Origin of the sequence: Janthinobacterium sp. PAMC25594 (genome assembly GCF_019443505.1) — a bacterium.
Lineage (GTDB): Bacteria > Pseudomonadota > Gammaproteobacteria > Burkholderiales > Burkholderiaceae_D > Janthinobacterium.
Map to the genome: position 1 here is coordinate 2,464,756 of NZ_CP080377.1, position 26,160 is coordinate 2,490,915.

General features: G+C 64.2%; 28 protein-coding genes. 14 read left to right on the forward strand and 14 right to left on the reverse strand.

What is annotated here, in order from left to right:
- Genes KY494_RS11070 through KY494_RS11085 form a run of 4 tightly spaced genes read right to left on the reverse strand, consistent with a single transcriptional unit; the run spans position 1 to position 4,497 of the window.
- Positions 1-1,368, reverse strand: coding sequence for a GH1 family beta-glucosidase (locus tag KY494_RS11070; protein ID WP_219890965.1), 1,368 nt, complete (start codon positions 1,366-1,368; stop codon positions 1-3).
- 32 nt (positions 1,369-1,400) lie between these two features.
- Positions 1,401-2,219: a carbohydrate ABC transporter permease gene (locus KY494_RS11075; RefSeq protein WP_219133324.1), complete on the reverse strand. Its 819-nt coding sequence runs from the start codon at positions 2,217-2,219 to the stop codon at positions 1,401-1,403.
- Positions 2,216-3,199: a carbohydrate ABC transporter permease gene (locus KY494_RS11080; RefSeq protein ID WP_258194800.1), complete on the reverse strand. Its 984-nt coding sequence runs from the start codon at positions 3,197-3,199 to the stop codon at positions 2,216-2,218. Before KY494_RS11080 ends, KY494_RS11075 begins: the two co-directional genes overlap by 4 nt.
- 8 nt (positions 3,200-3,207) lie before the next feature.
- The gene (locus KY494_RS11085; protein ID WP_219890966.1) at positions 3,208-4,497 is read right to left on the reverse strand and encodes an ABC transporter substrate-binding protein; all 1,290 of its coding nucleotides are present in this window, start codon (positions 4,495-4,497) and stop codon (positions 3,208-3,210) included.
- A 312-nt stretch (positions 4,498-4,809) separates the two neighbouring features.
- Between KY494_RS11085 and KY494_RS11090 the strand changes: the two genes are divergently transcribed.
- The 4 genes from KY494_RS11090 to KY494_RS11105 all read left to right on the forward strand — a co-directional run bounded on the left by KY494_RS11090 (position 4,810) and on the right by KY494_RS11105 (position 8,174).
- Complete coding sequence (locus KY494_RS11090) at positions 4,810-5,829, forward strand: LacI family DNA-binding transcriptional regulator (RefSeq protein WP_219890967.1); 1,020 nt, start codon at positions 4,810-4,812, stop codon at positions 5,827-5,829.
- A 211-nt stretch (positions 5,830-6,040) separates the two neighbouring features.
- Positions 6,041-6,619 (forward strand): superoxide dismutase, encoded by a 579-nt coding sequence (locus tag KY494_RS11095; protein WP_219890968.1) that lies wholly within the window; start codon positions 6,041-6,043, stop codon positions 6,617-6,619.
- 228 nt (positions 6,620-6,847) lie between these two features.
- Positions 6,848-7,219 carry a lysozyme inhibitor LprI family protein gene (locus tag KY494_RS11100; RefSeq protein ID WP_219133319.1) on the forward strand — a complete coding sequence of 124 codons (372 nt, stop codon included), beginning with the start codon at positions 6,848-6,850 and terminating at the stop codon, positions 7,217-7,219.
- 79 nt (positions 7,220-7,298) lie between these two features.
- Entirely contained in the window at positions 7,299-8,174 is an 876-nt protein-coding gene (locus tag KY494_RS11105; protein WP_219890969.1) for a Kdo hydroxylase family protein, read from the forward strand.
- A 7-nt stretch (positions 8,175-8,181) separates the two neighbouring features.
- On the opposite strand, the gene KY494_RS11110 is transcribed toward KY494_RS11105, so the two are convergent.
- A complete protein-coding gene (locus KY494_RS11110; protein WP_219890970.1) occupies positions 8,182-9,771 on the reverse strand; it encodes a CYTH and CHAD domain-containing protein in 1,590 nt (529 codons plus the stop codon).
- A gap of 120 nt (positions 9,772-9,891) precedes the next feature.
- Between KY494_RS11110 and mgrA the strand changes: the two genes are divergently transcribed.
- Positions 9,892-10,932 (forward strand): L-glyceraldehyde 3-phosphate reductase, encoded by a 1,041-nt coding sequence (mgrA, locus tag KY494_RS11115; RefSeq protein WP_219890971.1) that lies wholly within the window; start codon positions 9,892-9,894, stop codon positions 10,930-10,932.
- Positions 10,933-10,937: 5 nt separating this feature from the next.
- Here mgrA and KY494_RS11120 read toward each other — a convergent pair whose 3' ends face one another.
- From KY494_RS11120 to KY494_RS11130, 3 genes are all read right to left on the reverse strand, one after another.
- Positions 10,938-11,426 carry a DUF2244 domain-containing protein gene (locus KY494_RS11120; protein WP_219133312.1) on the reverse strand — a complete coding sequence of 163 codons (489 nt, stop codon included), beginning with the start codon at positions 11,424-11,426 and terminating at the stop codon, positions 10,938-10,940.
- 84 nt (positions 11,427-11,510) lie between these two features.
- Complete coding sequence (locus tag KY494_RS11125; protein ID WP_219133310.1) at positions 11,511-11,828, reverse strand: hypothetical protein; 318 nt, start codon at positions 11,826-11,828, stop codon at positions 11,511-11,513.
- Positions 11,829-11,894: 66 nt separating this feature from the next.
- Positions 11,895-12,230 carry a hypothetical protein gene (locus tag KY494_RS11130; protein WP_219133308.1) on the reverse strand — a complete coding sequence of 112 codons (336 nt, stop codon included), beginning with the start codon at positions 12,228-12,230 and terminating at the stop codon, positions 11,895-11,897.
- Between the two features lie 284 nt (positions 12,231-12,514).
- On the opposite strand from KY494_RS11130, the gene KY494_RS11135 reads away from it, so the two are divergent.
- The 6 genes from KY494_RS11135 (at position 12,515) to KY494_RS11160 (ending at position 18,250) form a co-directional block, all read left to right on the forward strand.
- Positions 12,515-12,832, forward strand: coding sequence for a DUF4148 domain-containing protein (locus tag KY494_RS11135; RefSeq protein ID WP_219890972.1), 318 nt, complete (start codon positions 12,515-12,517; stop codon positions 12,830-12,832).
- A gap of 138 nt (positions 12,833-12,970) precedes the next feature.
- On the forward strand, positions 12,971-14,383 hold the full coding sequence (locus KY494_RS11140) for an efflux transporter outer membrane subunit (RefSeq protein ID WP_219890973.1): 1,413 nt from the start codon (positions 12,971-12,973) through the stop codon (positions 14,381-14,383).
- A gap of 73 nt (positions 14,384-14,456) precedes the next feature.
- Positions 14,457-14,963, forward strand: a complete 507-nt coding sequence (locus KY494_RS11145) for a MarR family winged helix-turn-helix transcriptional regulator (RefSeq protein ID WP_152259113.1) — start codon at positions 14,457-14,459, stop codon at positions 14,961-14,963.
- A gap of 10 nt (positions 14,964-14,973) precedes the next feature.
- Positions 14,974-17,112: an FUSC family protein gene (locus KY494_RS11150; protein ID WP_258194801.1), complete on the forward strand. Its 2,139-nt coding sequence runs from the start codon at positions 14,974-14,976 to the stop codon at positions 17,110-17,112.
- The gene (locus KY494_RS11155; protein ID WP_070224633.1) at positions 17,102-17,302 is read left to right on the forward strand and encodes a DUF1656 domain-containing protein; all 201 of its coding nucleotides are present in this window, start codon (positions 17,102-17,104) and stop codon (positions 17,300-17,302) included. Before KY494_RS11150 ends, KY494_RS11155 begins: the two co-directional genes overlap by 11 nt.
- Positions 17,303-17,350: 48 nt before the next feature.
- Positions 17,351-18,250, forward strand: a complete 900-nt coding sequence (locus tag KY494_RS11160; protein ID WP_219890974.1) for an efflux RND transporter periplasmic adaptor subunit — start codon at positions 17,351-17,353, stop codon at positions 18,248-18,250.
- Here KY494_RS11160 and KY494_RS11165 read toward each other — a convergent pair.
- The 5 genes from KY494_RS11165 to KY494_RS11185 all read right to left on the reverse strand — a co-directional run bounded on the left by KY494_RS11165 (position 18,247) and on the right by KY494_RS11185 (position 22,738).
- Positions 18,247-18,993: an SDR family oxidoreductase gene (locus KY494_RS11165; RefSeq protein ID WP_219891567.1), complete on the reverse strand. Its 747-nt coding sequence runs from the start codon at positions 18,991-18,993 to the stop codon at positions 18,247-18,249. The two genes, KY494_RS11160 and KY494_RS11165, sit on opposite strands and share 4 nt — an antisense overlap.
- Before the next feature lie 156 nt (positions 18,994-19,149).
- On the reverse strand, positions 19,150-19,374 hold the full coding sequence (locus KY494_RS11170) for a hypothetical protein (RefSeq protein WP_219890975.1): 225 nt from the start codon (positions 19,372-19,374) through the stop codon (positions 19,150-19,152).
- Between the two features lie 12 nt (positions 19,375-19,386).
- Positions 19,387-20,067, reverse strand: a complete 681-nt coding sequence (locus tag KY494_RS11175; protein WP_308836432.1) for a thiol:disulfide interchange protein DsbA/DsbL — start codon at positions 20,065-20,067, stop codon at positions 19,387-19,389.
- Positions 20,068-20,214: 147 nt separating this feature from the next.
- Entirely contained in the window at positions 20,215-21,750 is a 1,536-nt protein-coding gene (locus KY494_RS11180) for a TonB-dependent receptor (RefSeq protein ID WP_219133294.1), read from the reverse strand.
- A gap of 97 nt (positions 21,751-21,847) precedes the next feature.
- Positions 21,848-22,738 (reverse strand): LysR family transcriptional regulator, encoded by an 891-nt coding sequence (locus KY494_RS11185; protein ID WP_219890976.1) that lies wholly within the window; start codon positions 22,736-22,738, stop codon positions 21,848-21,850.
- 202 nt (positions 22,739-22,940) lie between these two features.
- Between KY494_RS11185 and KY494_RS11190 the strand changes: the two genes are divergently transcribed.
- Positions 22,941-23,654 (forward strand): class III extradiol ring-cleavage dioxygenase, encoded by a 714-nt coding sequence (locus KY494_RS11190; RefSeq protein ID WP_258194802.1) that lies wholly within the window; start codon positions 22,941-22,943, stop codon positions 23,652-23,654.
- 69 nt (positions 23,655-23,723) lie between these two features.
- Here the strand turns inward: KY494_RS11190 and ylqF are convergent, their stop codons facing one another.
- Positions 23,724-24,644: a ribosome biogenesis GTPase YlqF gene (gene ylqF / locus KY494_RS11195; protein WP_258194925.1), complete on the reverse strand. Its 921-nt coding sequence runs from the start codon at positions 24,642-24,644 to the stop codon at positions 23,724-23,726.
- 227 nt (positions 24,645-24,871) lie between these two features.
- Here ylqF and KY494_RS11200 point away from each other — a divergent pair, with 227 nt between their 5' ends.
- Positions 24,872-25,669, forward strand: coding sequence for a hypothetical protein (locus KY494_RS11200; RefSeq protein WP_219890978.1), 798 nt, complete (start codon positions 24,872-24,874; stop codon positions 25,667-25,669).
- Between the two features lie 160 nt (positions 25,670-25,829).
- On the forward strand, positions 25,830-26,156 hold the full coding sequence (locus KY494_RS11205; RefSeq protein ID WP_219890979.1) for a hypothetical protein: 327 nt from the start codon (positions 25,830-25,832) through the stop codon (positions 26,154-26,156).
- Positions 26,157-26,160: the final 4 nt, after the last annotated feature.

The window sequence follows — 26,160 nt, forward strand, 5'->3', positions numbered from 1 at the left end:
TCAGTGCTCCCCGACCAGGGCAACGGCATGGGACGCACGCTGGGCGATAATAAAATCGCGGTACCACAGGGCGCTGTCCTTGAAGCTGCGCTGCTGCGTGGCGTAATCGACGTACAGCATGCCGAAGCGCTTGGCGTAGCCCGAGTTCCACTCGAAGTTGTCCATCAGGCTCCAGTAGAAATAACCGCGCACGTCGATGCCCTGCGCGATCACGGCGCGCAAGGCGTCCAGATGCAGCTGCACATATTCGATGCGCGGCGCGTCGTGGATCTTGCCGTCGACGGGCTTGTCGGCGACGGCCATGCCGTTTTCCGTGATGTAGACGGGCGGCAGCCGGTATTCGCGGTGCAGGCCGACCAGCAGCTCCGTCAAGCCTTGCGGATAGGTTTCCCAGCCCATGTCGTTGACACCGAGCTTGCATTCGGGCTTGCGCGGCGGCGTCTCGGCGCTCATGAAGGCGCGCGTGTAGTAGTTCACGCCGAGGAAATCGATGGGCTGCTTGATATCTATGAAATCGTTTTCAAAGATAGCCAAAGCAGAAGCATCTGGGTGTTTCAGGGCCAGCGCCGGGTAGCGACCCTTGAAGATGGCATCCATATACCACTGCACCGAACGCGCATATTCGAGTTCGGCCAGCTCGCGGTCTTGCGCGCTGTCGGTGGCCGGCGTGGCCGTCCATTGATTGAGCACGATGCCCAGTTTCGCGGACGGATTGACGGCGCGCATCGCCTGCATGGCCAGGCCGTGCGACAGCAGCAAGTGGTGCGACACTTGCACGGCGGCGGCCGGATCGGCCATGCCGGGCGCGAACTGGCCCGTGCCGTGGCCCAGCACGGCCGTGCACCACGGTTCATTGTGCGTGGCGATGCTGGCGACCTGGTGGCCGAAGCGGCGCGCCACCTCGGCCGCGTAGACGGCGAAGTGGTAGCAGGTGGCGCGATTGAGCCAGCCGCCCTCGTCCTGCAAGGCTTGCGGCAAGTCCCAGTGGTACAGGGTCAGATGGGCATCGAGTCCCTTGGCGGCCAGCGCGTCGAGCAGGCGCGCATAAAAGTCGAAGCCGGCCTCGTTCCAGGCGCCGGAACCCGTCGGTTGCACCCTCGACCAGGACATGGAAAAACGGTAGGCGTTCACGCCCAGGCTGGCGATCAGCTCCACGTCCTCGACGTAGCGGTGATAGTGGTCGCAGGCCACGTCGCCATTGCTGCCATCGATGATCTTGCCGTCCGTGTGGCTGAAGGTATCCCAGATGGACGGGCCGCGGCCGTCGATGGCGGCGGCGCCCTCGATCTGGTAAGCGCTGGTGGCCACGCCCCAGGTGAAGGTGGCGGGAAAGTTAATGTCAGTATCGTCGTTATGCATGGTGGTCATGTCAGTGTGAGGGGTTGAGATAAATGTGTGGATCAGCCTTTGACGGCGCCCTGGGTCAAGCCTTCGATGAGGCGCTTCGAGGCGACAAAAAACATCAGCAGCAGCGGCAGCACGGCGATCGCGGCGCCCGTCATCAGCGCGCCCCACTCCGTGTTGTTCGGCGCCTGCATGCTGCGCAGGGCCAGCGGGATCGTGTAGTTCTCGACCGAGCGCATGACGACCAGCGGCGTGATGAAATTGTTCCACGAGTTGATGAAGGTGATCAGGCCCAGGGTACCCATGGCGGGACCGATCAGCGGCAGCACGACTCTCCAGTAGATGGCGAATTCACCGCAGCCGTCGATGCGCGCCGCCTCGATCAAGTCCCTCGGAATGGCCGTGCCGATGTACTGGCGCATGAGGAAAATACCCAGCGCGCCGGCCGCTCCCGGCACGTACAGGGCGCGCGGCTGGTCCAGCCATCCGAGGAAATCCATCAGCATGAAGGTCGGGATCATGTTCATGAAGGACGGGATGATCATCGACGCCATCACCAGGGTAAACAAGGGCCGCTTGAAGCGGAATTCGTACATGGCGAACGCATAGCCGCCCAGCGAGCAAAAGAACAAGGTCAGGGCCGTGGTCATCAGGGCCACGTACAGGCTGATGCCGATATTGCGCCAGAACGGCAGGCGCTCCTGCAGCAATTCCAGGTTGTGCAGCAGGGCCGTGCCGAACCAGCGCGGCGGCGGCAGGCTGTAGATCTCGGCGCTCGTGTGCGTGGCGAAGACGAACATGAAGTAGAACGGCGCGACCATGATCAGGGCGCCGATGGCCACCATGGCATAGGCCGTCCAGCGGGTAGTTTTCATTTTGCCTCCCTACGCTCGTTGCGGCTGAAGATGCGGTTGTTCACCCAGGTGGTGCTGGCGATGATGAGGAACAGCAGCCAGGAAATGGCCGATGCCGTGCCGAAGTCACCCGAGGAAAACGCCGTCTTGTAGACAAAGATGGCCGTCGTCATCACCGACTGGCTCACGCCGCTCGATTCGGCCACCAGCACGAACGGTTCCTCGAACAGCTGCAGATTACCCATGATGGTGAGTGTCACGGCCAGATAGATCATGGGGCGCAGCTGCGGCAGGGTGATGTACCAGAATTGCTGGCGTTTCGAGGCGCCGTCGATGGTGGCCGCTTCATATAAATCCTTGGGGATGACCTGCAGCGCGGACAGGTACAGCACCAGATTCCAGCCCAGGTAGCGCCAGAAAATCACGAAGGCGACGGCCGGCTTGATGAACAGCGAGCTGCCCAGCCAGTCGATCGATTCGGCGGGGAACAAGCCGCCCACCAGCGGCAGGCTGGCGCACCATTGGAGCAGCACATTGATCTGGCCATAGTCGCGCGAGAACAGGGTGTTGAAAACCATGGCGATGGCCACGCTGGAGGTGATGAACGGTAAAAAGTAAATGCCGATCACCAGGTTGCGCGAGCGCTTGAAGCTGTTGTGGATGAAGGCCGCCAGCGGAATGGCCACCAGGTGCTGCGGCACGCCCGAGGCCAGCGCCAGCCAGACGGTATTGCCCAGCGAGCGCAAAAACCAAGGGTCGCTCAAGGCATACTTGTAGTTGTCCAGCCCCACCCACTGCATGGCTTCCACGCCGCTGGCCGCTTCCCACTGGTTGAACGACAAATAGATGGAAAACAGCAGCGGGAACAGGCTGAAGACGGCGAACAGGATGAAGAAGGGGCTGATGAAAATATACGGCGCCCACTGTTTCATGTTGTAGCGTTTTTTGGCGGGCCGCGCCGGGATGGACCCGGTTTCGGCGCATTGCATGGTCGTATTCATGCCGCTTCCTAGCGCCGCGCGCGGTGGGTGATCAGGGCCTTGGCGTCGGCCAGCGCCGTCTTGATATCCTTGTTTTGCGCCAGCACGCTTTCCAGTTCCATGTTGACGATGTCGCGCGCCACGGCGTCGAACTTGTCGACGCGGATGACGGGGATTTTCGCCGCCGTGTCGCGCGCCAGCAGGCGCGTCTTCTGGCCGCCGAAGTACGCTTGCGGCTCGTCCATCATCGGGTCCGCATACGCCGCCGTCAATGCAGGGAAGGCGCCGATCTCTTTCAGCGAGTGCAGCTGGATATCCTTGTTCACGGTCATGAACTTGATGAATTCCCAGGCCTGGGTTTTATTCGCGGCCTTTTTCGGGATGCCGTAGAAGGAGCCGCCGTACGACGCCAGCGCGCCGGCCGGCAGGTTCGCCGCGCGCCACTGGCCGGAGGAAGCCGGCGCCAGCCACTTGGCCAGGTGGCCGCTGAGCCAGGAACCCATCATCTGGCTGGCCACCTTGTCGCGTTTAAAACCTTCGGCCCACTCACCCGTCCAGGCCACGGTGCGCGCGTCGATGCCAGCGATCCTGGCCGCCTTGGCCAGTTCGAACGCCTTGACGAAGCGGGGCGAGTCGACCAGCACCTGCCCCTTGTCGCCAAAGTAAATGCCTTCGCCATCTTTCAAATTGGCGCGGATAACGATGTCGGCCAGGTCGCTGGCGCCGGCCAGCAGATAGGTGCCCGTTGCCGCCTTGAGCTTCTTGCCGGCGGCGATGTAGGACTCCCACGAAGCCGTCAGATCGCTTTCCTTGATGCCCGCCTTGTCCATCAAGTCCTTGCGGTAAAACAGGGTGCCCGGCCCCAGATCGGCCGGCATGGCGCCCAGGGTGCCGCGCGAACTGGTGGCCTGGACGAAGGTGAACGGCACGAACCGGGCGCGGTACTGCCCTGCCCCGTAAGGTGGCTGCAACAAGTCTTCCATGCCCTTCGATTCGGCGAAGCTGCCCACATAGCGGAAGTCGATGGCCATCACGTCGGGCAGGCGCGCGCCGGCCGCCAGCGCCGTCGTCATCGAGTTATGGTGGTCGTCGATCTGCAGGCTGACCAGCTTGACCTTTACTTGCGGATACAGCTTTTCCCACAGGGGCAAGGCCGTCTTGACGGCGCGGTCCAAGTCGGGGAACGAGGCGACAGTGATGGTCGCCGGGGCCAGCGCCGGCAGGACGGCGGCCGGCGGGACGGCGGCGGGCGCGGCGGCCACGCCAGCGGCCAGGGTCAGCGCGGCCAGGGGGGCGGCGCCAAGGATGCTTGACTTCATTATTCATCTCCGTTTATTGAGCGTCTTCTATCTTGAAAACGTTTTCACAACATGTGTCCATTTAACACCGCAAAGAAAATCAAGTCAACCGAAAAAGTTGTCATTTTTATTGAGGGCAGCATGGCAAGCTGCACGCCGTGGCGCGGGTTCTCCTATGAAAAAGTGCAAAAATTCGTCATTTGAGCCGTCGTTGTTTTTTGTGAAAACGTTTTCAAGCGCCGACCCACGGCCCTGCCGGCATTTATGGTAATCTTTCGATGAAAAGGTTTTCAGAGCACTGACAACCAGCCATCTTGATACCCAGGAATCACCTTGAACGATAGCGTCCACGCTGCTCCCCCCTCCACCCTGCTCGATGTGGCCCGTCAGGCCGGCGTGTCGCCCAGCACTGTCTCGCGCATCCTGAACGGCACGGCCAGGGTGTCCGACGACAAGCGCGACGCCGTGCTGGCGGCGATTGCGCACATGAAATTTGCGCCGAACCAGATGGCGCAAGGCTTGAAGAAGGGACGCTCGATGACCATCGGCATCGTGGTGCAGGATATTTCCAGCCCCTTCTTCGACGAAAGCCTGCGCGGCGTGGACGATGGATTGAAAGACACGGGCTACGCGTCCGTGATCGTCAGCGGGCACTGGAATGCGCAGGAAGAGGCCGACCGCATCCGCCTGTTGCTGGCGAGGAAGGTCGACGGCATCATCCTGCTGTCCGGGCGCATCTCGGACCAGAGCGTGCTCGATTTCTCGCAGCAACGGCCCATCGTCTCGACGGGCCGCCTGCTGGCGACGAAAAACGCCATCGGCTTCAAGCTCGACAACGAATACGGTGCCTACCTGGCCGTGCGCCACCTGGTGGAACTGGGCCACCGCCGCATCGCGTTTGTTGCCGGCCCCGCCAACAACACGGATGCGGCCGAACGGCTGACCGGCTACCAGCGCGCGCTGCGCGAAGCGGACATCGCCATCGATCCGAAGCTGATGGTGGAAGGTGATTTCCACGAGGCCAGCGGGATGCTGGCCATGAACCATTTATTTGATACGCAGCAGCAATTCAGCGCCGTCTTCGCCGCCAACGACCTGTCCGCCTACGGCGTGCGCCTGTGTTTGTACCGCAAGGGCATCCGCGTGCCCGACGACATCTCGCTCGTCGGTTTCGATGACTTGCCCGGCTCGTCCTACACGACGCCGCCGCTGACGACCATCCACCAGCCCCTGTACGACATCGGCCGCATCGCCACGGAAGCGCTGCTGGGACTGATCAATGGCGAAGCCGTGCAGGCGGCCATTCCGCCGCTGGAACTGATCGTCAGGGAAACCACGCGGCGCATCCGGTAAGGCTTGCGGATGGGAACTTTTCCACCCGATTCAAGCTAAACGAGAATCACTACGCCAACGGCATCCGCGACGCGTGTGGGAATCTGCAGCAATGGCGCATCCGCTTTACAATAGTGGCTCGTTCAGCAAGAATGCTTGGTTCAAGCACGCAAGGCTCAACCCTCCGGCCCAGGCCGGAAGACTCCGAACACTCACCATAAAGGGACATCACATGGAACATACTCTGCCACCACTGCCGTATGAAATGGACGCTCTGGCGCCGCATATTTCGAAAGAAACCCTGGAATACCACTATGCCAAGCATCACCAGGCGTATGTCACCAACTTGAACAACCTGATCAAGGGTACCGAGTTCGAGAACCTGTCGCTGGAAAACATCATCAAGAAATCGTCGGGCGGCATCTTCAACAATGCGGCGCAAGTATGGAACCACACCTTCTACTGGAACGGCATGAAGCCGGCCGGCGGTGGTGCTCCTACCGGTGCCGTGGCTGACGCGATCAACGCCAAATGGTCGTCGTTCGACAAGTTCAAGGAAGAATTCACCAAGTCGTGCGTGGGCAACTTCGGTTCGGGCTGGACCTGGCTGGTGCAAAAAGCCGACGGTTCCGTCGACATCGTCAACACCTCGAACGCCGGCTGCCCTTTGACCACCGGCGACAAGCCGCTGCTGACCTGCGACGTCTGGGAACACGCCTACTACATCGACTACCGCAACCTGCGCGCCAAGTACGTGGAAACGTTCTGGGGCCTGGTCAACTGGGAATTCGTTGCCAAGAACTTCGCGTAAGCGGTTCCTGACAACGTAAACCGGACACGCCTGCGCCGCAGTGACGTGTCCTGGAAGAAAGCCTGCGCTTGCGAGCGTGGGCTTTTTTTATGTCTCCGCAGAAAGTACATGCGGGCAGCACACACTGGTCAGACGAACAAGATCCGCATGCGCGATGTTATAAGATACGCAAGCGCACTCCCGTGCTTGCCGGCCAGCCTCGCCGCCATCCCTTGCTGAAAGAAAACAATGAAAAAAATCATGCTTGCCCTGCTCGTCCTTGCCTCCGGTTCCGCCTTCGCCAACTCGGCCTGCGACACGCCGCGCAACGACTTCGACGGCCTGTATTGCCTGAACAAGGTGTACCAGGAAGCGGACAAGGAACTCAACGCCAACTACAAAAAACTGAGCTCCCAGCTCGATGCCGGCGGCAAGCAAAAGCTGAAATCGGGCCAGCTGGCGTGGATCAGCAACCGTAACCAGAATTGCTCCAAACGCGAAGCATCGGACTTCTATGTCAACCTCGATTGCGCCACCCGGACCACCATCGAACGCGCGCAATTCCTGCAAGACCGCGTGCGCGAATGCGTGAGTGGCGGCTGCCAGAACAGCAAACTGTGATGTAAGTCTGCGCCAGCGCAAACGCAAGCGGGCGGCAAGCGCCCATACTGACCGCTCCGATTTCTTTCCCGTTTGCGCCATGAGCAAACTCATCGACATTCCCCTGCGCCACTGGGACGCCAGCGGCAGCGCGGCGCAGCAGGCGGCGGCGCTGCGGGCACTCGAAGACGGGCAAATCGTGCTGCTGCCCGCCCTGGGCTTTCCCCTGCGACAGGACGAGCATGCCCTGCTCGACGGCGCTGTGGGTAGCGCCAGCAGCGCCAAGAACATCAGCTGGGAAGCGGCGCGTGGCGTGCGCGGCCACGGCGATGCCTGCGATGCGTCCCTGCTGGCCGCGCTGATGCAGCGCTATGCGGGGCACACGCAGCGCTTGCTGGCCGGCTTGCTGCCTGGCTATGCTCCCCATCTGCAGCAAGGCAAGGGCAGCTTTCGCCCCGTGGAAATCGCCGGCCGGGCGACCTCCTGGCGCAAGGACGATACGCGCCTGCATGTCGACAGCTTTCCCTCCGCACCCACGCAAGGCCGGTGCATCCTGCGCGTCTTCACCAACATCCACCCGCGCGACGCTCCCCGCGTGTGGAAACTGGGCGCGCCATTCGAGCAGGTGGCGCGGCATTTCTTACCCGTCGCGAAGCGTCCGCAACCCGTGCTGGCGGCGCTGCTGCAATGGCTGCGCATCACGAAGTCGCGGCGCACGGCCTACGATCACTACATGCTGCAGCTGCACGACGCCATGAAGGCCGATCTCGATTACCAGGCGCAGGTGGAGCAGCAAACGCATGCGTTCGCGCCGGGCCAGACATGGATCGTCTTCAGCGACGCGGTATCGCACGCGGCCCTGCGGGGACAGCATGCGCTGGAGCAAACCTGGCTGCTGCCCGTGCGCGCCATGGCCGCGCCCTACAAGTCGCCGCTGGCCATCCTCGAGCGCCAGTTGCAACGTCCGCTGGCCTAGACCAGGCTCAGGCCGGCAAGCGGGCCGCCTTGAAGCGCCGCCAGGCCTTGTGCATGCGGCCATCGCTGCCTTCCGCCTGCGCGCGCGCCGCCAGATAGCCGCGGATGAAGGCCGCGTGCAGCCGCAGCCCGTCCTGGGCGGACTGATCAGCCTGGTCGGCCTGGCCAGTCTGAACTTCGGGCAATTGCAGCAGCAGCCGGTCGGCCACCTGCACATCGTTGAGCCAGCCCAGTTCATCCTGCAACGCCGACAGCCGCCCCACATACGGCTTCACGGCCCCGCCCGCAAACAGCGAGGCAAAAAATTCCGTCGCATACCGCGTCTTCTTGGCGGCGATGCGCACCTGGTGGCGCTGCTGCGGCGTGGCATGCAGCAGGCGCTTGCCGCGCTTCATCAGGCGGCGCTGGTCCTTGCGCAGGGTAGCACGGGCAAACGGCGACACGCGCGCGTCCAGGCGCCGTAATTGGCGCATGGAGCAACCGTCGCGCCAGGCGCGCGCCTGCAGCCAGCGCTGCACACCCAGCATGCAAGCCGTGTAGCGCGCCGAGGTAACGGCCTGGGCCGCTTGTTGGTGCTTGAGGCGCGCCTGCGCGTGCGCCGCCTCGGCCAGCGCCGCCGCATCGGCCTGCGCCTCGCCATCGAGCCGCGCCAGGGTATTGCCAGCGAGCACATCCCAGTCGCGCGCCTCGCCCAGCGCGCCGCCCAGCCAGTCGAGTTCGCCCTTCAGGGCATCCGGCAGCGCCAGCAGGGACTTGAACATGCCCAGCGCCGAGCGCAGACGGCGCAGTCCCACGCGCATCTGGTGCACGCTTTCCACATCCTCGCCGGCCGCCACGCCATCCTGGTTGCCGCTGACCTGTTCCAGGCAATTGCCGGTGATGGCCAGGAACACCTGCTCCACCGACATCGCCGCGTCCAGCGCCAGCGGCTGCGCCTTGACCGCCTGCAGAGGCTGCGACGCCGCGAGACGGTAACCGCGTTCCGCCTTGCTCATGTGGCCCAGCTGCAGCGGCACTTCCTGCAGCAGCGCCAGCGCCACGTCGAACAGGCTGGAGGCTTGCCCCTGCTTCAACTCCAGTTCGATCTCGCTGACGGGCACGCTGCGTATGGCACCATCGGCACCGTCCGCACCGCTTTCAATGACACCCTGGTCCAGCACGCATTCGATCTGGTCGCCCTGTGGCGTGCGCAGCTGCCATACGGTGCGCTCGATGCGCGTGGTAAACACGGGCTGCAAGGCGTCGCGGACAGTGTCCTGGCGCAGCAGCGCGCGGATCGGCTGCTTGCGGCCGATGGCCGAGTCGAGCGCGGCGAGATCCGGCCGCGGCCCCGGCACGTCGCCCTCCCATTCGTGGCGGCTGTGCAAGCCGCCGTTGACGCTGCCGCCCGCCTTCAGGGTTTGCACCCAGTGTCCGTCCACCTGGCGCACGCGCAAGCCGGCATGGTGGCGGCATAGCTGTAAATCGGGCGTATCGACATAGATATCGTGCATCTGCAGCACCTGCACCTCACCTTGCGCAGTCTGCGCCAGCAGCGGGTGGGCGCGCAGACGAAGGGCGTCTTGCGGCGCCAGCAGCAATTTCAATTCGATTTCCATGACCGCTCCTTGCGAGATTCCTGAACGCCCATTGTAAGGCGCGTCCCGCCGCGCGCAAGGCGCACGCACGCACACCTTGATTTTGCGCCAAAATAGGCGATTCATTGACAAGGAGATGCCATGACCTACCACGCCGCCGAGAACCGCTACGACAGCATGCCATACCGCACATGCGGGCGCAGCGGGTTGAAACTGCCGCTGCTGTCGCTGGGCCTCTGGCACAACTTTGGCGACAGCAACAATCTGGCGTCGCAGCGCGACATGCTGCGCACCGCGTTTGACCTGGGCATCACGCATTTCGACCTGGCGAATAACTACGGCCCGCCGTATGGCAGCGCGGAAAGCAATTTCGGCAAATTGCTGCGCGACGATTTTTTACCGTACCGCGATGAACTGATCATTTCCACCAAGGCGGGCTGGGACATGTGGCCCGGTCCGTACGGCCAGGGCGGCGGCTCGCGCAAATACGTGCTGGCCAGCCTGGACCAGAGCTTGCGGCGCCTGGGCCTCGATTACGTCGACATCTTTTACTCGCACCGCTACGACGCCGACACGCCGCTGGAAGAAACCATGGGCGCGCTGGCCACCGCCGTGCAGCAGGGCAAGGCCCTGTACGTGGGCCTGTCGTCGTATTCGCCGCAAAAGACGGCCGAGGCGGCCGCCCTGCTGAAAGAGTGGAAAGTGCCGTGTCTGATCCACCAGCCGGCCTACAATATGCTCAACCGCTGGATCGAGGAAGACGGCTTGCTCGATACCCTGCAAGAGCAAGGCATGGGCTGCATCACGTTCACGGCGCTGGCGCAGGGTTTACTCAGCGACAAATACCTGGACGGCGTGCCGCAGGATGCGCGCGTCAACCGCCCCGGCGGCGGCTCGCTGTTGCAAAAACACCTGAGCGCGGAAAACCTGGCCCGCGTACGCGCGCTGAACCAGATCGCCGCGCAGCGGGGGCAAACGCTGGCGCAAATGGCGCTGGCCTGGGTGCTGCGCGATGCAAGAGTCACCTCGACCCTGATCGGCGCGAGCAGCAGCGCGCAAATCCGCGAAAACGTGGCCGCGCTGCAGCAGTTGTCGTTCACTTCCGACGAGCTGGCCGCCATCGACGTACAGGCGCGCGAAGGCCATATCAATCTGTGGGAAGGCCCGTCGCGGGCCGTGTAAGGCGTTCAAAGTGGCGCTGGCGGCGACATGGGCGGTGGCAGCAGGGCCAGCAATTCCTGCGCCACCTGCCGGCGCCGTTCGGGCGTGGCGTACACGCCCACGTCCACCTGCGCGCCGCCAGCGCCGCTATCCTTGATGTGTATCAACTGGCGCGGCCCTTGCGGCATAGCGATGCGCGTGCGCCACGGAGAAAAGTGGTGGCGCCGGCAGTGGCCGGCGCTGACCTGTTCGATGATCAGCTCGCCGTCGCGCAGGGCGATGTGCTCATAGTCGCGCGCATGGCGCAGGTAATGCAGCAAGGCGATGGCCACCAGGCCCAGTTCGGCGAACGAAAAGACGGGAATGATCCAGAGACCGCGCAGCGCAAAGGCGGCGGCAATGACCAGAGAAAACAGGCATAGCAAACCATAGGCGCGCAGCAACTGGCGCGCCGTCAAGGCACTGTGGCGCGCCAGCAGCCATTGCGGCTGCTCGCGCGAGTGATCGCGTGGCATGGCACCTCCCGCACTATCGCTCCATCACCCTATCAACCCTATCGCCGCGGCGGCACCCGCGGCGGCGGCCAGCTCACGCCCGGCTCAGGCGCCCATGCGCACCAGTGCATGGCCCACATGCTGCCACCAGTGATCGCGCGACTTGACCTGCTTCAGGCAAGACGTGTCGATTTCCGCAGGGAAGACGCGATCCTGGCACGCCTTCGTTTCCAGCGCATAACGCTGGTTTTCCGCCGCCGCCAGGGCCACGACAAGCCAGAACGCCAGCGCCAGCAACACCACCAGCACACTCCAGGCCAGGTGATTGGTATTACTTTTTTCGCCAAAAAACTCGCGCGGCCGCGTCTCGCGGTACATCGACATCACGTCTTTTTCTTTCTCTTCCGACATCTGCGTTTGCATCCTCTGACATCCTATCCTGTGCCGGCCGGCTGGCCATGGCGGCGCGCACGCCGCCTTGCCCGCATTTTACGCTGATGGCGCAGGAGGGGCGGTAATTCGTGGCGGCAATTCCCCTTCGCCCTCCTCTGCCGGCGGCACGGGCGCCAGGCTTTCCACATGGTCGACATCGATGTCGCCGCCATCGGGTGACGCGGTGTGCGGTTCCACGCCGGCCCGCTCGCCCGTGCCGGCCGCATCGCTGTCGTTATCGAGCTCTTCCGCATCCTGGCCAGGCACGCCCTGCATGTCACTGCCGCTGTCGGAACTGTCGCTGGGCCCCAGCGCTCCCTTGCCATGGCCGCTGCCCAGCACGCGGTCGGGCGTGACGGGCAAATTGTCCGGATCGAGTGTGCTGCTGCTCATGGCTGACTCCCGTTAACAAAAAAACCAGCTTACTCCCCTGGCCTGACCAGCGGCGCACGCCTGCACGGCACCTCCCCGGGGAAATGCGGCATCGCACAACTATTTTCAGAAAGTACTTCACAAATGTACTATTCATTGATATAGTTAATTCAAGTAAGCATCTTCTCATCCAGAAATTGCTTCATCGGCGGCACGGCGCCCACCAGCGCCTTGCCACCGAACCGACCGGTACGTGGCGATCCGGCCCATCCACCCAGCCATCATGCACATATTGGAGTTTTATCATGCAAGCCAAATCACTCATCGCAGCATTGTTTGCCATCACCACCGCCACCTCGGCTTTCGCCCAAAGCGCCGCGCCTGCCGCTGCCAGCCAGCAACTCACACGCGCCGACGTCACGGCCGAATACGTCCGTGCCCGCAACGCCGGCGAAATCGCCACCAGCGAAGTCGACTACCCGAAAATGCCGGCCACCGCCGCCAGCAAGGTGACGCGCGAGCAAGTCATGGCCGAGTTCTACGCCGCCCGCAAGGCTGGCCTGATCCCGCAAACGGAAGCGGACTTTGATGTCGCGCAAACCACCAAGCACGTCGTGAAATAAGAAACCAGTCAGCCGGTTTCAGTCAATCAGCAAAACATCTCAGTTGCGGCGCAGCACTCGGGCCACTCCCGAAGCTCACCGCGGCGAGCTGTGATACCCCAGCAACACCCCCAACACTATCTCTCCCGGAGTCCCTGCATGTCCCTGCACCGCCGTTTGCTTGCCGCCAGTCTGATCCTTGCCTTGAGCGCTTGCGCCGACATGGGCCATATCGCGCCGCAATCGGCCATGCTCGACGCCAACAAGCTGAAAGCGAGCCAGGCCATGGATGCCGCCGCCAGCGCCGCCATACAATGGCCGCGCGCGCAATGGTGGCAAGACTTGCACGATCCCCAATTGAACCGTTTGATGGAGCAGGCGCTGGCCGACAGCCCCACCCTGCGCGGCGCCCAGGCGCGCGTGCGCCAGGCCGAGGCGCTGGCCGGCGCGGCGGAAGACAAGACCCGCCCGCAGGCCGATGCATCCGTCTCCATCAACCGCGAACTGTATTCGCAGCACGGCAGCACGCCGGCGCCGCTGGCCGGCAACTACGCCTGGCGCAACCAGGCCACCGTCACGGCCTCGTACGACCTGGACCTGTGGGGCCGCAACCGCGCCGCCCTGTCCGCCGCGCTGGGCGACGTGCAGATGGCGTCAGCCGAATCGCAGATGGCCCGCCTGGCCCTGGAAACGGCGCTGGTGCGCACCTACATCCAGCTGTCGTATGAATTCCAGCTGCAGGACGTGATCGAACGCAGCCTGGCGCAGCGCGCCCGCATCCTCGACATCACGCGCCAGCGCAAGGCCGCCGGCATCGGCACCGATATTGACGTGGCGCAGATCGAAACCACCCTGCCGGCGGGCCGGCGCCAGCTGGAACAGTCGGCCGAGTCGCTGGCCCTGCTGCGCAACCAGCTGGCGGCCCTGGCGGGCAAGGGTCCGGCCGCCGGTGCGGCGCTCACGCGCCCCGTGCTGCGCCTGGACCAGCCGCTGGCCATTCCCGCCGCCCTGCCGGCCGACCTGATCGGCCGCCGTCCCGACATCGCCGCCCAGCGCTGGCGAGTCGAAGCGGCGGCGCAGCGCATCGACTCTGCCAAAGCCGAGTTCTACCCGAACGTCAACCTGGTGGCCTTTGCCGGCTTCCAGGCCTTCGGTTTCAGCCATTTTCTGGATGCTAACTCGGACATCCGCGGCGCCTCTCCCGCGCTGAGCCTGCCCATCTTTGCCGGCGCCCGTTTGCGCGCCCAGCTGGGCAGCCAGACGGCCGTGTACGACGGCGCCGTGGAACAGTACAACGCCACCGTCATCAACGCCATGTCGGATGTGGCCAACGCCGTCACCCGCGCCCAGTCGCTGGCCAAACAGCACCAGTTGACCGTGCAGGCGCTGGCCACGGCGCAGCGCGCGCGCGACCTGGCGGAAAAGGCCTACAAGGCGGGCATGAGCGACGCCATCGCCATGCTCAACACGCAAGTGGCGCTGCTGGCGGAAGAACAGCAGCAGGCGCAAAATGGAGCGCGCGAACTCGATCTGTACGTTTCCTTGATGAATGCATTAGGAGGCGGCATCTAGGCTTGCAATCCTGGTATTGCACTAGCTCAACAAGATACAATCGGAACTTTATTCACACATGAAGGAATATGCCATGACCGCTTTTGACGCCACCTCCAAGCGGCTGCAAAACATCCGCACGCGCATGCCAGGCTTCCCCATGGAACTGATGCGCCTGTTGCGCATGACGTACCACATTCAAAAAGGCATGAAGGACTTGACCAATGCTGCGCTGAAAAAGCACGACCTGGTCGATGCCAGCTACATGGTGCTGGCCGTGCTGTACGGCACGGATGACGAAACCTCGAACGCCTGCACCCTGGGCATGGCGTGCCATGAAAAGCCGGCCAACCTGACGCGCGTCTGCAACGACCTGGAAACGCGGGGCCTGATCCACCGCGGCACGCGCCCCGGCGACCGCCGCTCGGTGATGATCTCGCTGACCGACAAGGGCCGCGCGCTGATCGAAACGGCGCTGCCCGACGTGTACCAGGAAACCTCGGCCCTGTACGAGGGTTTTACGGAAGAAGAGCTGCAAGTGCTCGACAAGCTGTACGTGCGCCAGTTGCGCAACCTGAATAATCTCAACAACCAGAACTGATAGCCTATCGATGACGCCAGCCACAACACCTACATATGGCCCCCTGAGCCGGGCGGCCCACTGGCTGGCGCTGGCGCTGCAGGACTGGCGCAAGACGGAAGGCGAACGCTGGATCTACGTCGGCAAGACCCTCATCGCCGCGTTCTGCGCGCTGTGGCTGGCCTACCGCCTGGGACTCGATTCGCCCAGCACGGCGATGACCACCACCATCATCCTGGCCCTGCCCAGCAGCGGCATGGTGCTGGAAAAAAGCTTTTATCGCCTGTGCGGCACCCTGCTGGGCTGCCTGGCCGCGCTGACCCTGATCGGCCTGTTCCCGCAGCAGCCCGTGCTGCTGTTCGCCGGCCTGGCCCTGTGGGTGGGCCTGTGCACGAGCGGCTCGGCCCTGCACCGCAACGCGCAATCGTATGTGTACGTGCTGGCCGGCTACACGGCCTGCATGATCGTGCTGCCCGCCATCGAGCAGCCGATGCAGGTGTTCTCGCTGGCCGTCACGCGCGTGGCCGAAGTGGGCCTGGGCATCATCTGCTCGGCCGTCGTCTCCAGCGTGCTGCTGCCGCGCCACCAGGGCACACAGGTGATGCGCTCGGTGCAGGCGCGCTATGGCAAGTTCCTCACCTTTTGCCATGACGTGCTGCAGCAAAAGCTCACGCCGGCGCAGGTGGAATTGACGCATTTGCAGTTTGCCGCCGACGTGGCGGCGCTGGAACTGGGCCGCTCGGCCGCGCTGTTCGAAGTGACCAGCAAAGTGGGTCACGTGCGCGCGCAAAACCGCAAACTGCACGCCTTCAACGCCACCTTCATGACGGCGCTGACCACCTTCTATACCTTTCACCGCCTGTTCGACCGCCTGCAGCGCGATGGCGAAACCCAGGTCATGCAGGCGTGCGCGCCCCTGTACGCCATCGTCGCCGAGGCGCTGCAAGCGACGCCTTCGCAAGACTCGCTCGACACCATGCAGCGGCACCTGCAAGCGGCGCTGGCGCAGGCGCGCGCGGACATCGATAGCGCGACCATCGTGCATGCGCAGCGCATCGACTTCGACACCGTCTGCGAGTTGCTCGAGCGCTTCGCGCGCGACATGAGCCGCTTTCACGAAGTGTATTTCAGCCTCGTGCATGACACGCCGCTCGACGTCAGCACGCCGCAGGCGTATGCGCCGAAGACGCCGCCCGCGCTGGTCATCGCCAGCGGCGCGCGCGCGGCCATCAGCCTGGCCCTGCTGGCGCTGGGCGCCTACTTCCTCGCCTGGCCCTACGCCAGCACGGCGATGCTGATGGCGGCCGTGTTCTGCGCGCTGGCCTCGTCCTCGCCGCGCCCCATCATGATGATCCGGCAAGTGCTGACGGGCTTTTTGATCGCCATGCCGCTATCGCTCGTCTGCGTGTATTTCGTGCTGGTGCACGGCGACGGCTTCCCCATGCTGGTACTGAGTTTTGCGCCGTTCCTCGCCGTCGGCCTGTACCTGATGACCAATCCCGCCAAGCTGGGCGTCGGCCTGGGCGTGTCGACCTTCATCACGCAGATGGCGCCGACGAACGTGATGCATGTCGATGGCGCAGCCTTTTTGAACACGGGCATGGCGCTGATCGTCGGCCTGATGCTGGCTGCCCTCGTGTTTGCCGTGCTGCTGCCCGAGCACACGATGGGCCACAAGGACCACATCGGCCGCGCCCTGTGGCGCGAAGCGCTGCATGCGTGCACGGCGCCCGCGCGAAGAGTCAAGCATCGTTTCGACAACCGCGTGCGCGACTTGCTCAGCCAGCTCAATGCGGCGGCCGGACCGGCGCCGGGCGAGGCCACGCGCGCCGTCGTGCGCCAGGCCTTGACCCTGCTGGAAATCGGCCATTCCGTGATCGAACTGCGCGAACTGATCGCGACCGCCCGCCCGGGCGCCACGCGCCACGCGCTGCAGCAGTGCGTGGAGCACATCGCCGGCTGGCTGCGCACGCGCAGCGACACGGCACTGCAGGCGGCGCTGGCCGCCACCCTGCAGGCGGGCGCCGTGGTGCGCGCGGCGCAAACGCAAGCCGATGCGACAGCCGAACGCAGCGCCCGCCTGCAGACGGCATTGGCCGACCTGCATTCGATCTACACCTCATTACTCGACCATATGGCGCCTGGCGCCGGAGACCACCATGCCGCGTGAATTCGCCCTGTTCGGAATTCTGATTCCTACCCTGCTGCCCCTGTTCATCCTCAGCATCGGCCTGCAAACCCTGCTCGACCGCGTGCTGGGCTGGCTGGGCGTGTACCGCATGGTGTGGCACCCGTCGCTGGCGCGGCTGTGCATCTTCATCGCCATCTTCGGCGCGCTGGCTTTATCGCTGTACAAATAACCTTCGAATAAAAAAAATGTTCAACCCAATCAAGGAAAGGCTGCCGACATGGTAAGCAAACTGACCCGCTATGCAATCACCGTGCTGCTCCTGGCTGCCGCCCTGTGGATAGGCAAGACCGTCTGGGACCGCTACATGGAGTCGCCGTGGACGCGCGACGGCCGCATCAAGGCCGACATCGTCAACATCAGCGCCGACGTGGCCGGCACCGTCACGGACGTGCTGGTGCGCGACAACCAGGTGGTGCAAAAGGGCGACGTGCTGTTCGTCGTCGACAAGGAACGCTATGCCAGCGCGCTGGCGCAGGCCGACGCCGTGCTGGCCGCGCAAAAAACGGAAATGGGCCGCCGCGGCAAGGAAGCGCAGCGCCGCGCAGGCCTTGACGCCAGCATCATCTCGACGGAAAGCCGCGAAAGCGCGGCCTACGCCGCCAGCTCGGCCTCGTCGCAAGTGCAGGCCGCCGTGGCCGCGCGCGCGCTGGCGCAACTGAACCTGGAACGCACTACCGTGCGCGCCCCCGTCAGCGGCTACGTGACGAACCTGAACGTGCACAAGGGCGATTTCGCCGCCGTCGGCGCCCCCAAGCTGGCCGTCATCGACAGCGCCTCGTATTACGTCGTCGGCTACTTTGAAGAGACCAAGCTGGGCATGCTGGCGCAGGACGACAAGGCGGAAATGAATCTGATGAGCGGCGGCACCCTGCATGGCCACATCGAGAGCATCGCACGCGGCATCACCGACCGCGACGCCGCCACGGGCCGCGAACTGCTGGCCGACGTCAATCCCACCTTCAACTGGGTGCGCCTGGCGCAGCGCGTGCCCGTGCGCATCCACATCGACGAGCAAGACAGGAACCAGGTCCTGGTGGCCGGCACCACCTGCACCGTGGTGATCACGCCCCATTCGGCGCCGGCCAAGGCGGCGTCGGCCGCGCCGCACAAGGCCTAACGGCCGCCGGCCACGTCGAGGATGCTGCCCGTCACATAGCTTGCCCGCGGCCCCAGCAGGTACAGGATGGCGTCGGCGATTTCTTCCGGCTGGCCGCCCCGCTGCATGGGCACGCCGGACGCCAGGCGCGCCACCCGTCCCGGTTCGCCGCCAGACGCGTGGATGTCCGTATGGATGATGCCGGGCCGCACGCCATTGACGCGGATGCCTTCGGCCGCCACTTCCTTCGCCAGCCCGAGGGTCAGGGTATCGACGGCGCCTTTCGAGGCCGCGTAATCGATGTATTCGCCCGGCGAGCCGATGCGCGCGGCCACCGACGAGACGTTCACGATGCGCCCGCCCTGCCCGCCGTTGGCCGTCGACATGCGCCGCACGGCCTGCTGGCAGCACAGGAAATAACTGATCACGTTGGTGCGCAGCACGCGTTCCAGGCGCCGCACGGAAATGTCGGCCAGCCGGCATTTCTGCTCCAGCACGCCCACATTGTTGACCAGCGCCGTGAGCATGCCCAGGCGCGCATCGACTGCATCGAACAAGCGCGCCACGTCCGCTTCGTCGCCCACGTCGGCCTGCACGGCAATCGCTTCGCCGCCGCCAGCGACGATGCGCGCGCACAGATCCTCCGCCGCCTGCGCATCGCGCACATAATTGATGCAGACGGCATAGCCCTGGCGCGCCGCCAGCTGCGCCGTCGCCGCGCCGATGCCGCGGCTGCTGCCGGTAATCAGGATCACTTCCTTCATCGTTGCACCTCGTTTCATTTAATTCATGTGCTGGCCTCAACCTGGGGTCAGACCCGTCGGGTCTGACCCCGGCTCTTTGCTTCATGGGTTCGGCAGCAATACCTGCATGCAACCACAAAAAAACCCGCGCGCGGCGGGTTTTTCGTGCAAACGCATTCAGTTTCGGAAATGCGTCATGGCATAGCCTAGATGCTGCCACCAGTGCTCGCGCGACTGCACGGACGCCAGGCATTTCGCATCGACCTCGTTCTTGAACGCGGGGTCCACGCACGCCTTGGTCACCAGCGCGTTGCGCTGGTTTTCCACGCTGACGACGGCAAGCGCCAGCCACGCCACGAGGGCGAGGGCCAGTACGCACAAGGTCCAGGGCAGCTGTTTCATGGCGCTCGCCGCTTACTTCTTCGCTGGCGCGGGAGCGCGCTCTTTCAGGGTGCGCGCCACCAGTTCATCCATCACGCGCAGGGTCGCCGCCTGGGTCTGCGGCTCGGATTGGCCCGGACGCGACAATTGCGACGGCGACGTGACGAAGCGGCCGTCGATGACGATGGTCGGCGCGCTGTCGATCTTGCTGGCGACGATCAGCTGCTCGTTGCGTTTCAGCTTGGTCTGCACGCCGAACGAATTGAACATGTCCAGGTATTTGGCCTTGTCGATGCCGTTCTTGACCAGCAAGTCGAGGATGGCGTCATCGCGGTTCAGGCGGTTGCGCTCGACGTGGATGGCACGGAAGATCTTGTCATGGAACTGGTCCAGCTGGCCCATCGCTTCCAGCGTGGCATACGCGTGCGCCTGCGGGTCTTTCGGGCCGGAGAAGGCCAGGTGGATGCGGCGGAAGGCGATCTTGTCGCCCTGTTTCTTGACCCAGTCGTGCATCAGCGGATCGAGCGCGTAGCAGTGCGGGCAGGAATACATGAAGTACTCGACCACTTCCACCTTCTTGCCCGTGTCCGTGCGCACTGGCGTCGGGAGCGTGGTAAAGCCGGTATCGGCCGCCATGGCGCCGCCGGTGGCCGCCACCAGGCTGACGGCGGCAAGCAGGGGACGCAAGAAACGCAGAAAACGCAGAAAACGCATAATAATCCTTCTTCATAAAGTGGTCGTGAACGGAGTGAGATTACCACTTTTTGCGCCGATCGATGCAGCCCGGGCGGAAAAAAGCCGAGTTTATCGCCCCGCTTTGCGCACGCTTAAGCCGCATTTAAGCCCCGCTGCGCCTCTGTCTCAGAAATGGTAGCGCGCCGACACGCGCAGCTGGCGCGCATCGTTGAGGTAAATGCTGGAATGGCAACCAGGCGCATCGCCGTAATGGCGGCGGTTGGCCAGGTTGCTGCCGGCCAGTTCCAGCTCCCAGGCGCCCAGCTTGCGCACGTAGCGCCCGTCCACGGTGGCGAATGCGGGCACTTGCGCCAGGCAGCTGCTGGCGAAATCGGGGCCATAGCGCAGGGCGCGCTGCCATAGCACGCCCACGTCGGCACTCGCGCCGGCCTGCCCCGTCCAGTACAGGCGCAGGCTGGCCAGGGTCTTGGGCACGAGGGCGATGTCCGGGCCGTCGTAAGTGTAGTCGTCATAGCGCGCATGCACTTGCCGCAGCTGAGCGTCAAGGCGCCAGTCGCGCGCCAGCGCCATGCTGGCCTCGATGGCGATGCCGTCGCGGCGCGAGGGGTCGAGGTTGCCCGCAAAGCCCAGCTGGCCCAGGTTCTGGTCGAAGACGATCTGGTTGCTCAGGCGCTCGCTGAACACGCGCACGGAAGCGCTGCGCGCCGCGTCGCCGAAGGTGGCGCCCACTTCCGTTTCGCGCCGCAGCTGTCCCGCCAGCGGACGGTAGCCGGCGCGGGTATAGCCATCGTCATCGATGCGGTAGCTGCGCGCGGCCTTGGCGTACACGCTCAGTTGCGGGCGCAGCTGCAAACTGCCCTGCACGTCCCAGGCGTTCTGGTTTTCCCAGTCGCTGCCGCCGGCGGGCATGTCGGCCGGATCGAGCTGGAACTGTTCATGCCGCAAGCCCAGCAGCAGACGCGGCGCATATATGCCGCCGAACGCCAGCTCTTCGCGCAGCAGCAGCGCGCGCGAATACTGCCGGCGCCGTCCATCGCCATCGCGGCCCGAACGCCGCTCCCACTGCATCAGGTCCAGGCCCACTTCCGTATCCGTGCCCACGCCGCCCACCTTGCCGTAATGGCGCACGCGGGGCGCCAGTTGCCGGCGGCGGCTGCTGTACCGCGATTCGCTGCTGCCATCCTCGCCCGCATACTGGGCCGTGGCGCGCTTTTCCCGCTGCGACAGTTCCACGCCCAGCTCGACATTGCCCACGTAGCGCTGCACGAAAGCGCTGGCGCGCCGCACTTCATAGCGGTACAGGTCTTCCGGGCGGGCCGCCAGCAAGGCCAGGAACGGCGCCTCGGGCGCGGGATAGCGGGTGTCCTGGTTCAGCTGGTCGGCGCTGAAGCCAAAACGGCCCTGGCGCAGCTTCCATTCCGCGCCGCCGTTGAAGCCGCGCTGGTGAAACACGCTGCCATCGCGGTAATTACCATTGCGCAACTCATCGATGGCCACATCGAGCGACATGCCGCCGTGGTCGCGCGACAGGGCACCGCGCACGCTGTGCTGGCCGCCCTGCGCCAGCTCGGCGGACAGGTCGCCATGCGTGACGCCGGCCGCGCCACCATCCACGCCGTCCTGCGCGTACGCAGGCATGACCATGGCGCACAGCAGCAAGGTGCGCGTGGCGATGGTCAGGGCGAAAGGGGCAGGCATCATGGCGGAAAGCTGGGTGCGCTACCGGGGCGCGGACGCACGGTAGCAGGAGGATGGCAAAAGCGAATCATTATACGCACGGCGCGCGGCGCCGGGGCCGTCAGCTGCCCAGGCGCCCTTCATCGGCCAGGAAGTCGATGAAGGTGCGCACTTTCGAGGACAGGTAGCGGCGGCTCGTGTAGACGGCGTACACGCTGCCGCCCGCCAGCTTGAAATCGTCGAAGAGACGCACCAGCCGCCCCGCCGCCAGGTCCGCATCCGTTTGCCACGACGGCAGCAGGGCGATGCCCATGCCGTCGAGCGCGGCCGCATGCAGCAGGCTTTCGTTATTACATTGCAGCACGGGCGTAAACTTCACCGTCTCGTGCCCCTGCGGGCCGTCAAACGTCAATTCATTGCCATTTGACAACAGCGAATAGCTGATCATGGCGTGTTGCGCCAGATCCTGCGGCGCCACAGGGTGGCCCGCCCGCGCCAGGTAGGCGGGCGCGGCCACCAGGTGAAAGGCGATGCTGCCGATGGGGCGCGCGATCAGGCTCGGCGACGGTGCCTGGCTGACGCGCAGGGCCAGGTCGAAACCCTCTTCCACCAGATTGACCACCCTGCCACTCAAGTCGATGTCAAACGTCACTTCCGGGAAGCGCTCGCGGTAAGCCACCAGGGTGCGCGTAAAGATGGCGTTGGCGAACCAGACGGGCGCGCTCAGGCGCAACATGCCGCGCGGCACCACCGTCGTGCGGCCCACGGTCGCTTCCACTTCATCGAGATTGTCGAGCATGTCGCGGCACTGTTCAAAATACACCTTGCCGATTTCCGTCAGGCTCAGATGGCGGCTGCTGCGGTTCAGCAAGCGCGCGCCCAGGTGGCGCTCCAGGTGCATCACGTGCTTGCTGACCATGGCCGGCGACAGATCGAGGCGCTCGCTGGCGCGCACGAAGCTGTCCAGTTCCACCACGGCGCGAAACACGCGCATGCTGCGCAAGGTATCCATGACCATCCCATCATCAACAAAATGGAAATGATATATCAATAATAGCGATCTTGATCAACTGACCGCGCATGACTATCATCGATAGCATCAGTCATTTCACTCCGGAGCCGCCATGCAAGAGCACACCTTCCCCACCTATTTCCTGTCGCACGGCGGCGGCCCGTGGCCGTTCATGAAAGACTAGTTCGGCGACCGCTACGACGTGCTGGAAGCATCATTGCAGGATATCCCGCGCCAGATCGGCGCGCGCCCGAAAGCCGTGCTGGTCGTCACGGCGCACTGGGAAGGGCCGCAGTTCCTCGTTTCGGCCAGCCCGCAGCCGGGCATGATCTACGATTATTCGGGCTTTCCGCCGCACACGTATCAAATTCAGTACCCGGCACCGGGCGCGCCGGAACTGGCGGCGCAGGTAAAACAGTTACTCGACGCGGCCGGCCACCCGGCGCGCCTGGACCACGAGCGCGGTTTCGACCACGGCACCTTCAGCGCCCTGTTCCCCATCTACCCGCAGGCGGACGTGCCGCTGGTGCAGCTGTCGCTGAAACACGGCTACGACCCGCTGACACACGTCGAGGTGGGCCGCGCGCTGGCCGGCCTGCGCCGGCAAGGTGTGCTGATACTGGGCAGTGGCCTCAGTTATCACAACCTGCGCCAGTTCGGCCAGGCGGGCGCCGTCGCTTCGCATCAGTTCGACGCCTGGCTGCGCCAGACGATGGCCTTGCCGCCGGCACAACGGCTGCAACAGTTGCTGGCCTGGGACCAGGCGCCGGGCGCGCGCCAGGCCCATCCGCAGGAAGACCATCTGCTGCCGCTGATGGTGGCGCTCGGTGCGGCCGAGCAGGAAGCGGCGCACGTGGTGTACCACGAGGAGGATTTTTTTGGGGCGCTGGCGGTCACCAGTTTCAAATTCGGATAATCCGCCAGCGCATAAAAAAAGCGCCGCGACAGCAATGTCGCGGCGCTTTTTGCATGGATATAACTTGAATCAGGTGCCGCGCTTGCCGCGCGCCGCATTTTTCGCCTTTTCAGCGGCAATCGCTGCCGCTATGGCCGCTTTTTCCGCCATCTCGGCCGCGTGCTGGGCCAGCAGGGCCGCGCGCGTATCCGGCGTTTCCAGCGAGATACGACCGAGGATGCCGCTGCGGTAGTCGAGCAGCAGGGTATGCGACGCTTTCTCGAAATCGTAGTCGCCGCCCTTGATGCGGAAGCCGCGCTTGGCGGCAATGCCTTCGACCACGCCGATGGCGTCGACTTCACCAATCTTGGTGCCATAGCGGGCCGTCAGCAAGTCCGGATAGCGCTTGAGCAATTCCTCGGCCAGGAACACGGCTACTTCTTCTTCGATCAGCGCGTTCGAGCCGATGGCGTGGCTGGCCGCCAGCATCAGGCCATCGCTGGGGATGGCGATCTTCGGCCACAGCATGCCGGGCGTGTCGACGAGGATGGTGTTCTTGTCCAGGTACAGCTTTTGCTGCATTTTTGTGACGGCCGGTTCGTCGCCCACCTTGGCCACGCGCTTTTTCAGCAGCGCGTTCATCAGGGTCGACTTGCCCACGTTGGGGATGCCCATGATCATGATGCGCAGCGGTTTCGTCGGCACGCCGCGGTGCGGCGTCAGGGACTTGGCCAGGTCAGGGATGCGCGCCACGTCGCCCGGCTTCTTGGTCGTCATCGCGTACGCGGTCACGCCCTCCTGGGCATTGAAATACGCCACCCAGGCGGCCGTGGCGGCGGGATCGGCCAGGTCGGTCTTGTTGAGGATCTTCAGGCAAGGGCGCTGGCGGAACAGGCGCAACTCGTCCACCATGGGATTGCAGCTGGCTGCCGGCAGGCGCGCGTCCACCACTTCAATCACCAGGTCGGTGTTCTCCATGGTCTCGGCCGCTTTCTTGCGGGCCGCGTTCATGTGTCCTGGGTACCATTGTATCGCCATGCTCTTGCCTTCAGTTCGTTCAGTCAATCCGCTATTTTACGTGGTTGCCGCCACGACGTCCCATTTTCCGCCGCCAGCGCCAGCCGTGCGACGCGAACGAGACAATTGGTGATAATTTGGCAGTTACTTGAATGATAATATCCGCAGTCCGTCCAGCGTGGCCGGCTTCCCCATTGCACGCTTAACCTGATACGCATTCCATGCATCTTCCCCGTTTCCTCCTCCTCGCTCCCCTCTGCGCCTGCCTGCTGCCCGCCATGGCCCAGGAACAAACGGCGGCGCCTGGCGACACGGTCAGCCAGGAAATGCAGCAGGTTGTCGACGTGCAAGGCACGCGCGATCCTGACTTGCGCCCCTACCGCACCATGCTCAAGGGACTCGACGCGTATGCCGACCACCAGCGCCTGGCGCCGGGCGCGCCGCTGCGCTTCATGCTGGTTCCCGCCACGCCCCAGGCCAGGCTCGATGGCGTGACCTTGCACCTGTCGGCCGACAACCTGTCGATCCCCGTGCCCCTGGCGGCCGATGGCGGCTTCACCTTGACGCGCGACAAGACGGCCTACGATGCGAATGCCGACCTGGTCAGCAACAAGAAGCGCGACACCCTGCGCTGGCGCGCCGACATCCATACGCCGGGACTGCCCGCGAACGTGCGCCGCCTGGGCGACTTGCGCCTGGAATGCGAAATCCGCTGGGCCGTCGAACAGGACCAGCTGCCGTTTATGCGGCGCAACCTGTTCCGCCTGGCGGGCGGACCGTGCCACTCGTCGCTGATCCACGTGCTGTATCCCGTGCCGCGCAGCCTCGCCGCCGTGCAGGCGCGCTCGGGCGAGCGCACGCTGGACATCCGCGTCACGCAAGACCGCCAGCGCTACGTGCCGCCGCTGCATGACCAAAGCTGGGAAGACGACACCCTGCTGACCATCACTTACGCCGACGACGGCCACATGGCCGGAGCCGCCCCCACTGCGCCCTTGAAGGCAACGCAGCGCGAGTGATACGCACCCGGGAAGCCGGGTCAAATATTTCCACAAGGATTTTTATATTTACTGTAAGTAATAAAAAAGTATGCTCTAATATCGCCTCTTAAATGAAAAGCAATTATTTCCAGGCTGGCTCCGCCAGGTGCAGGGAGATACGCGATGGGGATAGGTCGATATGATGATGGAACACACTGGCATGGCGCCCAAGCGCATGCCGCGCAATGACTGGAAGAGGGAATGCCGGCAGTTGCAGGGCCAAGTGGCGCAGCTGGAAGAGCGCCTGAAACGCCAGAGCGCCGACAGCTATGGCTTGCAAATGCTGTATGACCAATTGGTCAATGAAATCAAGCACCACCGCGACATGCTCCAGCTCGACAGCTTCGACGCGGAGAAATCATCGCTCGTCTACACGCAAGCCTGGCGCCGCTTCATGGCCGGCGACGCGCTCGACTACCAGACCCACCGCCACACCAATTCCAGCAGCCGTCCCAGCTTGCTGTAGTTCG

Excerpts from the sequence above, each read along its gene's own strand:
- KY494_RS11070 (WP_219890965.1), bottom strand. The coding sequence starts at position 1,368 with ATGACCACCATGCATAACGACGATACTGACATTAACTTTCCCGCCACC.
- KY494_RS11075 (WP_219133324.1), bottom strand. The coding sequence starts at position 2,219 with ATGAAAACTACCCGCTGGACGGCCTATGCCATGGTGGCCATCGGCGCC.
- KY494_RS11080 (WP_258194800.1), bottom strand. The coding sequence starts at position 3,199 with ATGAATACGACCATGCAATGCGCCGAAACCGGGTCCATCCCGGCGCGG.
- KY494_RS11085 (WP_219890966.1), bottom strand. The coding sequence starts at position 4,497 with ATGAAGTCAAGCATCCTTGGCGCCGCCCCCCTGGCCGCGCTGACCCTG.
- KY494_RS11095 (WP_219890968.1), top strand. The coding sequence starts at position 6,041 with ATGGAACATACTCTGCCACCACTGCCGTATGAAATGGACGCTCTGGCG.
- KY494_RS11100 (WP_219133319.1), top strand. The coding sequence starts at position 6,848 with ATGAAAAAAATCATGCTTGCCCTGCTCGTCCTTGCCTCCGGTTCCGCC.
- KY494_RS11105 (WP_219890969.1), top strand. The coding sequence starts at position 7,299 with ATGAGCAAACTCATCGACATTCCCCTGCGCCACTGGGACGCCAGCGGC.
- KY494_RS11110 (WP_219890970.1), bottom strand. The coding sequence starts at position 9,771 with ATGGAAATCGAATTGAAATTGCTGCTGGCGCCGCAAGACGCCCTTCGT.
- mgrA (WP_219890971.1), top strand. The coding sequence starts at position 9,892 with ATGACCTACCACGCCGCCGAGAACCGCTACGACAGCATGCCATACCGC.
- KY494_RS11120 (WP_219133312.1), bottom strand. The coding sequence starts at position 11,426 with ATGCCACGCGATCACTCGCGCGAGCAGCCGCAATGGCTGCTGGCGCGC.
- KY494_RS11125 (WP_219133310.1), bottom strand. The coding sequence starts at position 11,828 with ATGCAAACGCAGATGTCGGAAGAGAAAGAAAAAGACGTGATGTCGATG.
- KY494_RS11130 (WP_219133308.1), bottom strand. The coding sequence starts at position 12,230 with ATGAGCAGCAGCACACTCGATCCGGACAATTTGCCCGTCACGCCCGAC.
- KY494_RS11135 (WP_219890972.1), top strand. The coding sequence starts at position 12,515 with ATGCAAGCCAAATCACTCATCGCAGCATTGTTTGCCATCACCACCGCC.
- KY494_RS11140 (WP_219890973.1), top strand. The coding sequence starts at position 12,971 with ATGTCCCTGCACCGCCGTTTGCTTGCCGCCAGTCTGATCCTTGCCTTG.
- KY494_RS11145 (WP_152259113.1), top strand. The coding sequence starts at position 14,457 with ATGACCGCTTTTGACGCCACCTCCAAGCGGCTGCAAAACATCCGCACG.
- KY494_RS11150 (WP_258194801.1), top strand. The coding sequence starts at position 14,974 with ATGACGCCAGCCACAACACCTACATATGGCCCCCTGAGCCGGGCGGCC.
- KY494_RS11155 (WP_070224633.1), top strand. The coding sequence starts at position 17,102 with ATGCCGCGTGAATTCGCCCTGTTCGGAATTCTGATTCCTACCCTGCTG.
- KY494_RS11160 (WP_219890974.1), top strand. The coding sequence starts at position 17,351 with ATGGTAAGCAAACTGACCCGCTATGCAATCACCGTGCTGCTCCTGGCT.
- KY494_RS11165 (WP_219891567.1), bottom strand. The coding sequence starts at position 18,993 with ATGAAGGAAGTGATCCTGATTACCGGCAGCAGCCGCGGCATCGGCGCG.
- KY494_RS11170 (WP_219890975.1), bottom strand. The coding sequence starts at position 19,374 with ATGAAACAGCTGCCCTGGACCTTGTGCGTACTGGCCCTCGCCCTCGTG.
- KY494_RS11175 (WP_308836432.1), bottom strand. The coding sequence starts at position 20,067 with ATGCGTTTTCTGCGTTTTCTGCGTTTCTTGCGTCCCCTGCTTGCCGCC.
- KY494_RS11180 (WP_219133294.1), bottom strand. The coding sequence starts at position 21,750 with ATGATGCCTGCCCCTTTCGCCCTGACCATCGCCACGCGCACCTTGCTG.
- KY494_RS11185 (WP_219890976.1), bottom strand. The coding sequence starts at position 22,738 with ATGGATACCTTGCGCAGCATGCGCGTGTTTCGCGCCGTGGTGGAACTG.
- ylqF (WP_258194925.1), bottom strand. The coding sequence starts at position 24,644 with ATGAACGCGGCCCGCAAGAAAGCGGCCGAGACCATGGAGAACACCGAC.
- KY494_RS11200 (WP_219890978.1), top strand. The coding sequence starts at position 24,872 with ATGCATCTTCCCCGTTTCCTCCTCCTCGCTCCCCTCTGCGCCTGCCTG.
- KY494_RS11205 (WP_219890979.1), top strand. The coding sequence starts at position 25,830 with ATGATGATGGAACACACTGGCATGGCGCCCAAGCGCATGCCGCGCAAT.